This window comes from Streptomyces sp. M41 (assembly GCF_043673425.1).
In the GTDB taxonomy this organism is placed as follows: Bacteria; Actinomycetota; Actinomycetes; order Streptomycetales; family Streptomycetaceae; genus Streptomyces.
This window is the reverse complement of the sequence record NZ_JBIMKE010000028.1, coordinates 33,595-43,970: the sequence shown is the minus strand read 5'-3', so window position 1 is coordinate 43,970 and position 10,376 is coordinate 33,595. Positions and strand designations below refer to the sequence as shown.

Genomic DNA, 10,376 nt, shown 5'->3' with positions numbered 1-10,376 from the left:
AAGTGACCACCCCCGACCTTCCCCTCGCCTCGACCGGAGGCTGCGGCGACGGCTGCGCCTGCGGTGCGGACACCGACGGCGAGGCGTACCTGGAGTGCGGTCTGGACCCCGCGCTCGCCCAGCTCCTCGCCGACGCGGGCCTCGACCCCGTCGAGGTCGAGGACATCGCCAATGTGGCCATCCAGGAGGACCTGGCCCACGGGGAGGACGTGACGACGGTCGCGACCATCCCCGAAGACGCCGTCGCCACCGCCGACTTCGTCGCGCGCGAGGCGGGCGTGGTCGCGGGCCTCAGGATCGCCGAAGCGGTCGTCTCGATCGTCTGCGAGGACGAGTTCGAGGTCGAGCGCCACGTGGAGGACGGCGACCGCGTCCCGGCGGGCCAGAAGCTCCTCTCGATCACCACCCGCACCCGTGACCTGCTCACCGCCGAACGCAGCGCGCTGAACATCCTGTGCCGCCTGTCGGGCATCGCGACGGCCACGCGCGCGTGGGCGGACGTACTGGACGGCACCACGGCCAAGGTCCGCGACACCCGCAAGACGACCCCGGGCCTGCGCGCCCTGGAGAAGTACGCGGTCCGCTGCGGAGGCGGCGTGAACCACCGCATGTCGCTCTCGGACGCGGCCCTGGTCAAGGACAACCACGTGGTCGCGGCCGGCGGCGTGGCGCAGGCTTTCAAGGCGGTCCGCGAGACCTTCCCGGACCTCCCGATCGAGGTCGAGGTGGACACGCTCCACCAGCTGCGCGAAGTGGTGGACGCGGGCGCGGACCTGATCCTCCTGGACAACTTCACGCCGGGCGAGTGCGAGGAGGCGGTGGCCATCGTCCACGGCCGGGCCGCGCTCGAGGCATCGGGCCGCCTGACCCTGGACAACGCCAGGGCGTACGCCGACACGGGCGTCGACTACCTGGCCGTCGGGGCCCTCACCCACTCCTCGCCGATCCTGGACATCGGCCTGGACCTGCGAGCGGCGGAGTAGGACGGGCATGCTCCTCACGATCGACGTAGGAAACACGCACACCGTCCTCGGCTTGTTCGACGGCGAGGACATCGTCGAGCACTGGCGCATCTCGACGGACGCCCGCCGCACCGCCGACGAACTCGCGGTCCTCCTCCAGGGCCTGATGGGCATGCACCCGCTGCTCGGCGACGAACTGGGCGACGGCATCGACGGAATCGCCATCTGCGCGACGGTCCCCTCCGTCCTGCATGAACTGCGCGAAGTCACCCGCCGCTACTACGGCGACGTCCCCGCGGTCCTCGTCGAACCGGGCGTGAAGACGGGCGTCCCGATCCTCACGGACAACCCCAAGGAGGTGGGCGCCGACCGCATCATCAACGCGGTGGCGGCCGTGGACCTCTACGGCGGCCCGGCGATCGTCGTCGACTTCGGTACGGCGACGACGTTCGACGCGGTGAGCGCGCGAGGCGAGTACGTCGGCGGCGTCATCGCCCCCGGCATCGAGATCTCCGTCGAGGCCCTCGGAGTGCGCGGCGCCCAGCTCCGCAAGATCGAGGTGGCCCGCCCCCGCAGCGTCATCGGCAAGAACACGGTCGAGGCCATGCAGTCCGGCATCATCTACGGCTTCGCGGGCCAGGTCGACGGCGTGGTCAACCGCATGGCCCGAGAACTCGCGGAGGACCCCGAGGACGTCACCGTCATCGCCACGGGTGGGCTGGCGCCCATGGTCCTCGGCGAATCCTCGGTCATCGACGAACACGAACCGTGGCTGACGCTGATCGGCCTCCGCCTGGTGTACGAACGCAACGTCTCCCGCATGTGACTCCGTCGGCTGAGGGGGCCCACGTCACGGTCGTAGGTCCGGTGCGGGCCCGTCGTGGCCGGTCGCGCAGTTCCCCGCGCCCCTAGGGCGTTGCAGTTCCCTGCGTCCGTGGGGGTGTTGCGGCCGTCGGTTCGCTGCGGGCGCGTTGTGGCTGGTCGCGCAGTTCCCCGCGCCCCTAGGGCGTTGCAGTTCCCTGCGTCCGTGGGGGTGTTGCGGCCGTCGGTTCGCTGCGGGCGCGTTGTGGCTGGTTGCGCAGTTCCCCGCGTCCCTAGGGCGTTGCAGTTCCCCACGTACTCGGGTCAGCCGCCGATGGCGGGAAGGGGGCGTGCCGGGGGGTGTCCGCCCGCAGTGGCCGGCGTCAAGGAGCGGCACCTCTCGTCGCCGCCCGACCGCCGGTCCGAGGACGGACACCCCCCGGCGCGGCCCCGACCCACAATGCGCCCGCAGGCGCTACGCGCACCCCCACCGAAGAGCCACGGGCCGCCGCAGGAATCGACGCGAACCCCCACCCCACCCCCCACCCGAGTGGCTCCCCGCGCCACGCCCCCTCCCTATGCCGCGTTTGTCTGATTAGCGCGTATCGTCGGCGCATGCCCACGCCACACGGATCCCGCGGCGGCATGGCGTTCGGCGCGGAGGAGCTGCGTGTGCTCCGCCGCGCTCTCGCTCTTGCCCTTCACCCCAGCCCCGCCACGGCCGAGGACGTCCAGGACTGTCGCCGTCTCGCCGAGTCCCTCGACGAGGCAATGCGCGAGGGCGCCCGGCTGCGCGCTTTCCTGGTGGCCGACCTCGCCCGCTACCGCGCCGCCCTCCCCGGCACCGCGGCCGGCTACCTCACGCTCCTCGAAGAGGCCCTGACCGCCGGGTACACCCCGAACTCCGACGATCTGGCCGCCCTGCGGGCCCTGCGCGGCAATCCCACCGCCGCCGCCCTCCTCAGCCGCTGCCGGACCCTCGCCGAACACGCCGAACACGCCGGACACGCCGTACGCGCCCGCCAGGCGCGCGGCACAGCCCGCCCGGCCCCTCGCGCCACACCGACCGTCCCGGCCTCCCGTACCCACCTCCACGCCCTCCCTGGGGGCCTCTCCGCCGGCTCGCCCGGCACCCCGGTCGTGCTCCCCGCCCAGGACGCCGGCGAGGAACCCGCGAAGCCGCCCCGCAAGAAGCCCGCGGAGCGGCCGGCCACGCCCAAGCCCGCCCCCGGCCCCGAGCCCACCCCGGCCGCCCCGAAGCCCGCCCGCCCCATCCCCACCCCCGGCGAGGTCTTCCCCCGCCGCAAGCCGACCCCGCCCCCCGCGAACCCGCCCCAACAGCTCGCGGCAGGCTGACGGCAACGGCAGAACCAGGCACCGCGCACCCGGCCGCCCCCACCGGCCGGGTGCCCGCCGCCCCGCCCCCGAAGGCCCGGCGCCACCGCCCCCTGGCTACCCTGGACGCATGGACTACGTCTCCGCGCTCCTCCCGCCGGCCGTCATGGCCGTGTTCTTCGTCGGCGTGATCAGGGTGATCGTGAAGACCCAGGGCGGGGCCAACAAGGCCAAGGAGGACGCGGCCGTGGACGCCGCCCTCGCGCGCGTGGAGAGCCCTCGCCAGGCCCCCGCGACCCCGGACGCCTGAGCCCACCGCTCACCTCACCGACGCCCGGGCCGACGCCCCTGGCGCTCCCTCCCGCCCGCGCCCCCGTCGCCCGCGCCCCCGGCAGCCGGCGCTCTCTCAGCCGAACGCCCCTTTTGTCCCGTTCGCCCGAGAAAGTGCACGTCCGCCACGCCAACCCCGCTATCTCCCACTATTGTGCTGAACTGTGCCTCGCCCATTGGGAGAACTCGAAGACGCGGTCATGACGCGGGTGTGGAAGTGGAACCGCCCGGTGACCGTTCGGGAAGTCCTGGAAGATCTTCAGCAGGAACGGTCCATCGCCTACACCACCGTGATGACTGTTTTGGACAATCTCCATCAGAAGGGCTGGGTACGCCGCGAAGCGGAGGGCCGCGCCTATCGATATGAGGCGGTCTCCACCAGGGCCGCCTACGCAGCCGCGCTGATGAATGACGCCTGGTCACAGAGCGACAACCCCGCCGCCGCACTCGTCGCGTTCTTCGGCATGATGAGCGAGGAACAACGCCAGGCGCTGAGCGACGCCGTACGCATCGTCCAGGGCCCGGAAACCCCCGAACCCGCAGAACCGCCCGATACCGGCCGTGTAACAGGCCGCGATACCGACGGCCCCGATACCGACGGCCCCGATACCGACGGCCCCGATACCGACGGCACGGATACCGAAGCCGCAGATACCGAGGGCGCGGATACCGGCGTCGCCGATACGCCCCCGGATACCCGCCCCGATACCCGCCCCCAGAACCCCGGCTCCGCCCAGGAGCCCGGTGGGCGATAGCGTCCGCTCATGTCAGCAGAGAGCCACTCCGCCGAGTCCCCCTCGGTGGAGAGCCCAGAAGTCACCTCGAAAGCCATCACCGTCCGACGGGCCCGCACCAGCGATGTCGACGCGGTGCGCGGTCTCCTTGACGCGTACGTCCAGCGACGCATCCTGCTCGACAAAGCCACGGTGACGCTTTACGAGGACATCCAGGAGTTCTGGGTCGCGGAACGCGACGACAACGGCGAGGTCGTCGGCTGCGGCGCCCTGCACGTGATGTGGGAAGATCTGGCGGAAGTCCGCACTCTCGCCGTGAAGCCCGGTCTGAAGGGCGTCGGCGTCGGTCATCAGTTGCTGGAGAAGTTGCTGCACACCGCACGCTGGCTCGGCGTACGCCGCGTTTTCTGTCTGACCTTCGAAGTCGACTTCTTCAGCAAGCACGGCTTCGTCGAGATCGGCGAGACACCCGTTGACACCGATGTCTACGCGGAGCTGCTGCGTTCCTATGACGAGGGCGTCGCGGAGTTCCTCGGTCTCGAACGAGTGAAACCGAACACCTTGGGCAACAGCCGGATGCTTCTGCATCTGTGATCGTCAGCCCCTATTCCGCAGGACGGCCCTGCCCGGGTGCCCTATGTCCGAAACGCGCATGTTTCCGGACCGGGTCCGGCGTGTGGGTCTCTCCCGAGGGTTTGTGTTTTTCCAGCAAAAGCGGTTTGCTTTCCGACGTACTGCAGTACTGCATATAACAGGGGACGGCGAAACGGCGGACGCCGCAGACCCCCGGCCCTCAAGTTATCGATGAAAGGAAATCCGGTGGCACAGAAGGTTCAGGTCCTTCTTGTCGACGACCTCGACGGCGGCGAGGCGGACGAGACCGTGACGTTCGCGCTGGACGGCAAGACGTACGAGATCGATCTCACGACTGCCAATGCGGACAAGCTCCGTGGCCTTCTCGACCCTTACGTGAAGGGCGGTCGTCGTACCGGAGGCCGCGCTTCGGGTGGCCGCGGAAAGGCGCGCGCCGCTTCCGGTGGCAGCCAGGACACCGCGCAGATCCGTGCGTGGGCCAAGGAGAACGGATACGAGGTCAACGACCGCGGTCGCGTTCCGGCGTCCATTCGTGAGGCATACGAGAAGGCCAACGCCTGATCAAGGCCAAGGCCAACGCCTGAGTCGGGGCCAAAGCCGGATCCACGGCCAAAGCCCGGCCTCAGGGCAAAGCCCTGATCAGGGTGAATGCCTGACACCCAAGACCAGGCCATAGCCAGGATTAAGGCAATGCCGGCGCTATGGACAGGTCGACGGCCGGGCACACCCGCGTCGCAGCCGCAGACGGTGGCAGTGCGTCGCCACCGTGTCCAGAACCCGTACGAGATCGGGGGCGCCCCCACCGCCCCCAAGAGCCGACAGCGTCGGCAGCGAGGCGTCGGCCTCGCCCCCGGGCTCGGGGGGCCGCAGCCACACGGCGGCCCCCTGCACAGCGTCGGGGCGCCCCGGCCGGAGCGGTCGCACCACACCGCATCCCGGCGGCCGACCGACGCCGTGCGGTACGAGCCCCCGCGGCCCGTGCGCCGCCCCCTGAGGTCCGTCCGGTGGCCGTACGGCCATGACCGTCCCCCGGTCGGGCGGCAGCGGCGCCTGGACGAGGTCGCCCTCGCCCAGCGCCGTCAGATCCAGGGGCAGCGTCCCCCACTCCAGCCAGTCCAGCACCCCGGGCACCTCCGGGGCGCTGCCCGCGGCCACGAGCAGGCGCATCCGATCCCCGTGGACGGCCACCGGGGAGTCGTGCCTCAGATGGCGCAGGGCCGCACGGCCCGCCTCGGCCGGGACGTCCAGGACGTCGAAGCGCACCCCGGCGCGAAGGCACACCGGCAACCCCGGTGGCCCGGGCACCACTGGCCAGCCCAGTTCGTTCTCGTACCACTGACGGACCTGATCGCTCGGATCGAGCGGCCGACGGGGGAGGGGAATCGTGGCGAGATCCGCGGTGACCGCGGGGCGGGTGCCGGCCATGCCAGGTGAAACCGCCGAAAGAGCGTGCGGGTTACGCTGGGTGTCCTCACGGATACATGGAGTGCCGAAAGTGGGGGCGCGCGGGGGTGTGGAGGGGCGCAAGGTTGTTCGCCCGTAGCGGAGGGAACCGGGGGGCGCGGCATGGAGTGTCTGTCCCAGCGGGTAAGACATCCCTAGTGGGAGGGGGCGACACGCAGGACAGTGAGTCTCACGTTCGCCATCGGCGTACTGATGGTGAGGGTAACTGCCTGGCCTGCGGGAACATCGTCTCGCACCATCGGGTTGGAGCAGATGTCGGCGTCACGGGTCAGGAGGCCATCGACGGTGTCGGCAGTTGGAATGAGCGGTCCCCGCTTGCGGGACTAAGCTGCGGAAGGACAGGGAGGGGAAGTTCCCCCCACTGCCTGACCGCTCTGAGGAGCGATTAACGATGTTCGAGAGGTTCACCGACCGCGCGCGGCGGGTTGTCGTCCTGGCTCAGGAAGAAGCCCGGATGCTCAACCACAACTACATCGGCACCGAGCACATCCTCCTGGGCCTGATCCATGAGGGTGAGGGTGTCGCCGCCAAGGCCCTTGAGAGCCTCGGGATTTCGCTCGAGGCGGTCCGCCAGCAGGTGGAGGAGATCATCGGCCAGGGCCAGCAGGCCCCGTCCGGGCACATCCCCTTCACCCCCCGTGCCAAGAAGGTCCTGGAGCTGTCGCTCCGCGAGGCCCTTCAGCTGGGCCACAACTACATCGGCACGGAGCACATCCTGCTCGGCCTGATCCGTGAGGGCGAGGGCGTCGCCGCCCAGGTCCTGGTCAAGCTGGGCGCAGATCTGAACCGGGTGCGGCAGCAGGTCATCCAGCTGCTCTCCGGCTACCAGGGCAAGGAGACCGCCGCCGCCGGCGGGCCTGCCGAGGGCACGCCCTCGACGTCCCTGGTCCTCGACCAGTTCGGCCGGAACCTCACCCAGGCCGCTCGTGAGTCCAAGCTCGACCCGGTCATCGGGCGCGAGAAGGAGATCGAGCGGGTCATGCAGGTGCTGTCCCGCCGTACCAAGAACAACCCGGTCCTGATCGGTGAGCCCGGCGTCGGCAAGACGGCGGTCGTCGAGGGACTGGCCCAGGCGATCGTCAAGGGCGAGGTGCCCGAGACGCTGAAGGACAAGCACCTCTACACGCTCGACCTCGGCGCGCTGGTCGCCGGCTCCCGCTACCGCGGTGACTTCGAGGAGCGCCTGAAGAAGGTCCTCAAGGAGATCCGCACCCGCGGCGACATCATCCTCTTCATCGACGAGCTGCACACGCTGGTCGGTGCGGGTGCCGCCGAGGGCGCCATCGACGCGGCCTCCATCCTGAAGCCGATGCTGGCCCGCGGTGAGCTCCAGACCATCGGTGCGACCACGCTGGACGAGTACCGCAAGCACCTGGAGAAGGACGCGGCCCTCGAGCGCCGCTTCCAGCCCATCCAGGTCGCGGAGCCGTCGCTGCCGCACACGATCGAGATCCTCAAGGGCCTGCGCGACCGGTACGAGGCCCACCACCGGGTCTCCATCACCGACGAGGCGCTGGTCCAGGCCGCCACCCTGGCCGACCGGTACATCTCGGACCGCTTCCTTCCCGACAAGGCGATCGACCTGATCGACGAGGCGGGCTCGCGGATGCGCATCCGCCGGATGACCGCGCCGCCGGACCTGCGCGAGTTCGACGAGAAGATCGCCGGTGTCCGCCGCGACAAGGAGTCCGCGATCGACTCGCAGGACTTCGAGAAGGCCGCCTCCCTGCGCGACAAGGAGAAGCAGCTCCTGGCCGCCAAGGCCAAGCGCGAGAAGGAGTGGAAGGCCGGCGACATGGACGTCGTCGCCGAGGTCGACGGCGAGCTGATCGCCGAGGTCCTCGCGACCGCCACCGGCATCCCGGTCTTCAAGCTGACCGAGGAGGAGTCCAGCCGCCTGCTCCGCATGGAGGACGAGCTCCACAAGCGGGTCATCGGCCAGGACGACGCCGTCAAGGCGCTGTCGAAGGCGATCCGCCGTACGCGTGCCGGCCTGAAGGACCCGAAGCGCCCGGGTGGCTCGTTCATCTTCGCCGGTCCGTCCGGTGTCGGTAAGACCGAGCTCAGCAAGGCCCTCGCCGAGTTCCTCTTCGGCGACGAGGACGCGCTGATCTCCCTCGACATGTCGGAGTTCAGCGAGAAGCACACGGTCTCGCGTCTGTTCGGTTCGCCCCCCGGCTACGTGGGCTACGAAGAGGGCGGCCAGCTGACCGAGAAGGTCCGCCGCAAGCCGTTCTCCGTCGTCCTGTTCGACGAGGTCGAGAAGGCCCACCCGGACATCTTCAACTCGCTGCTGCAGATCCTGGAGGACGGTCGTCTGACCGACTCCCAGGGCCGGGTCGTGGACTTCAAGAACACGGTCATCATCATGACGACCAACCTCGGCACCCGGGACATCTCCAAGGGCTTCAACCTGGGCTTCGCGGCCTCGGGTGACACGAAGACCAACTACGAGCGCATGAAGAACAAGGTGTCGGACGAGCTCAAGCAGCACTTCCGCCCCGAGTTCCTCAACCGCGTCGACGACGTGGTCGTCTTCCCGCAGCTGACGCCGAACGACATCCTGCGGATCGTCGACCTGATGATCGGCAAGGTGGACGAGCGCCTGAAGGACCGGGACATGGGCATCGAGCTCTCCCAGTCCGCCAAGGAGCTGCTGTCCAAGAAGGGTTACGACCCCGTGCTGGGCGCCCGGCCGCTGCGCCGGACCATCCAGCGCGAGATCGAGGACTCGCTGTCGGAGAAGATCCTCTTCGGCGAGCTGCGTCCCGGTCACATCGTGGTCGTGGACACCGAGGGCGAGGGTGAGACCAAGACCTTCACCTTCCGCGGCGAGGAGAAGTCGGCCCTGCCGGACGTCCCGCCGATCGAGCAGGCGGCCGGCCCGGGCGGGCCGAACCTGAGCAAGGAGGCCTGACCCTCAGCGGGTTGAGCCGAAGACAAGGGGCCGGTGCTGAAGAGCACCGGCCCCTTGTCGATGCCGCGAAGGCGCCCGGCCTACGACAACTGCCCGTCGTAGTCGGGCAGCTTGTACGTCTTCTCGGCGTGGCCGCCCGAGAGGTCGGTGGTGTTGTTGCCGATGTTCGCGATGATCGTGTAGCCCTTCCTCTCGATGTCGACGCGCTGCGCCGTCTTGTAGTCGGCGACGTTCTTGAAGAGATCGAGGAAGCCGCGCACGTACAGCCCGGAGACCTCGTAGCCGGAGTGCTCGAGGTTGAAGTCGGTGAACGGGTAGACGATGCCCGGGCGGGCGGTCACGAAGAACAGCGAGACACCGCGTTCCTGGGCGTATTCGGCGACCTCCAGGACCGGCGCGTTGGCCGGCTGCGGGTAGCTGAAGCCGAAGTCCGTCTCCAGGGTGGTGTTGTCGATGTCGAAGACGATCGCCTGCTTCTCGCCGGGCCGGGTGTTGGCGATTCGCTGCTTCAGATAGGGCAGCGCCTGGTCCATCACCGCCTGACAGTCCCTCTGCCAGGTGTTGTAGTCGACGTCCTGTGCGGCGGCCTCGGCGGCGGCTCTGGTGGCCGTCCCGGCCGTGGATGCGCTCGCCGGACTCGCCGTACCTGCCCTACTCGTCGTGCTCGCCGTGTCCGTCGTGGACGTCGCGGCTTCGGCGGGGGCCGCGAGGGCCACGAGAGCGGTCGTAGAGACCGTGCCGGCCGCGATTCTGCGCGCCCAGGGGCGAAGCGTCATGTGGGGGGTCCTCTCACGTCACGTGCGCTGTGTTGTCGCGTGCATGTTCGTGCGCAGGGATGACCCGTGGGGAACCAGCGGGTTACCGGACGGTAGCTCAACTTGAGGCTTGGCTCACATAGTTGGGCCGGGATTTGTTACCGAAGGGCGGGGCGGGCGGCGTAGTGCCCGTCACATTCCGAGGTCTCTCGATTGCGCTGGGCGGTGACATGCCGCACAGGCGATTTGTCCGTTACTAGCGGGAATAGTGGAAACAGGCTCACGGACAAAACGGACGTAGATTGCCAAAACTGACTGTTGATTTCGGCATCAGTGCTGGTTCGTCCGGATTAGGTGCTCTGTCAAGATGCAGTGATTTTTGTGCCGGAGTACTAGCGTCCGTCGTAGATAAGGGGTTTTGGGGTTCGGGGCTGTGGGGGTTACCAAGGGATGGCCATCCGGCGAGCGCAGATGCGTCGGGTGG

The 10,376-nt window shown here is 69.2% G+C and carries 10 protein-coding genes; 8 read left to right on the top strand and 2 right to left on the bottom strand.

The window, feature by feature from the left end; all coding sequences use genetic code 11:
- Window positions 1–2: 2 nt before the first annotated feature.
- The 7 genes from nadC to ACHBTE_RS28025 all read left to right on the top strand — a co-directional run bounded on the left by nadC (window position 3) and on the right by ACHBTE_RS28025 (window position 5,317).
- Entirely contained in the window at window positions 3–983 is a 981-nt protein-coding gene (gene nadC, locus ACHBTE_RS28055; RefSeq protein ID WP_394727013.1) for a carboxylating nicotinate-nucleotide diphosphorylase, read from the top strand.
- Window positions 984–990: 7 nt separating this feature from the next.
- Window positions 991–1,788, top strand: coding sequence for a type III pantothenate kinase (locus tag ACHBTE_RS28050; protein WP_394727012.1), 798 nt, complete (start codon window positions 991–993; stop codon window positions 1,786–1,788).
- A 620-nt stretch (window positions 1,789–2,408) separates the two neighbouring features.
- On the top strand, window positions 2,409–3,119 hold the full coding sequence (locus tag ACHBTE_RS28045; RefSeq protein ID WP_394727104.1) for a hypothetical protein: 711 nt from the start codon (window positions 2,409–2,411) through the stop codon (window positions 3,117–3,119).
- A gap of 109 nt (window positions 3,120–3,228) precedes the next feature.
- On the top strand, window positions 3,229–3,408 hold the full coding sequence (locus ACHBTE_RS28040; RefSeq protein WP_394727011.1) for a hypothetical protein: 180 nt from the start codon (window positions 3,229–3,231) through the stop codon (window positions 3,406–3,408).
- A gap of 220 nt (window positions 3,409–3,628) precedes the next feature.
- A complete protein-coding gene (locus ACHBTE_RS28035; protein WP_394727102.1) occupies window positions 3,629–4,183 on the top strand; it encodes a BlaI/MecI/CopY family transcriptional regulator in 555 nt (184 codons plus the stop codon).
- 9 nt (window positions 4,184–4,192) lie between these two features.
- Window positions 4,193–4,756: an amino-acid N-acetyltransferase gene (locus ACHBTE_RS28030; protein ID WP_394727010.1), complete on the top strand. Its 564-nt coding sequence runs from the start codon at window positions 4,193–4,195 to the stop codon at window positions 4,754–4,756.
- A gap of 225 nt (window positions 4,757–4,981) precedes the next feature.
- Window positions 4,982–5,317 carry an Lsr2 family protein gene (locus ACHBTE_RS28025; RefSeq protein WP_030959275.1) on the top strand — a complete coding sequence of 112 codons (336 nt, stop codon included), beginning with the start codon at window positions 4,982–4,984 and terminating at the stop codon, window positions 5,315–5,317.
- Between the two features lie 138 nt (window positions 5,318–5,455).
- On the opposite strand, the gene ACHBTE_RS28020 is transcribed toward ACHBTE_RS28025, so the two are convergent.
- Window positions 5,456–6,181 (bottom strand): SCO3374 family protein, encoded by a 726-nt coding sequence (locus tag ACHBTE_RS28020; RefSeq protein WP_394727009.1) that lies wholly within the window; start codon window positions 6,179–6,181, stop codon window positions 5,456–5,458.
- Between the two features lie 430 nt (window positions 6,182–6,611).
- Here ACHBTE_RS28020 and ACHBTE_RS28015 point away from each other — a divergent pair, with 430 nt between their 5' ends.
- On the top strand, window positions 6,612–9,137 hold the full coding sequence (locus ACHBTE_RS28015) for an ATP-dependent Clp protease ATP-binding subunit (RefSeq protein ID WP_394727008.1): 2,526 nt from the start codon (window positions 6,612–6,614) through the stop codon (window positions 9,135–9,137).
- 80 nt (window positions 9,138–9,217) lie between these two features.
- Here ACHBTE_RS28015 and ACHBTE_RS28010 read toward each other — a convergent pair whose 3' ends face one another.
- Complete coding sequence (locus ACHBTE_RS28010; RefSeq protein ID WP_394727007.1) at window positions 9,218–9,913, bottom strand: HAD family acid phosphatase; 696 nt, start codon at window positions 9,911–9,913, stop codon at window positions 9,218–9,220.
- Window positions 9,914–10,376 lie beyond the last annotated feature (463 nt).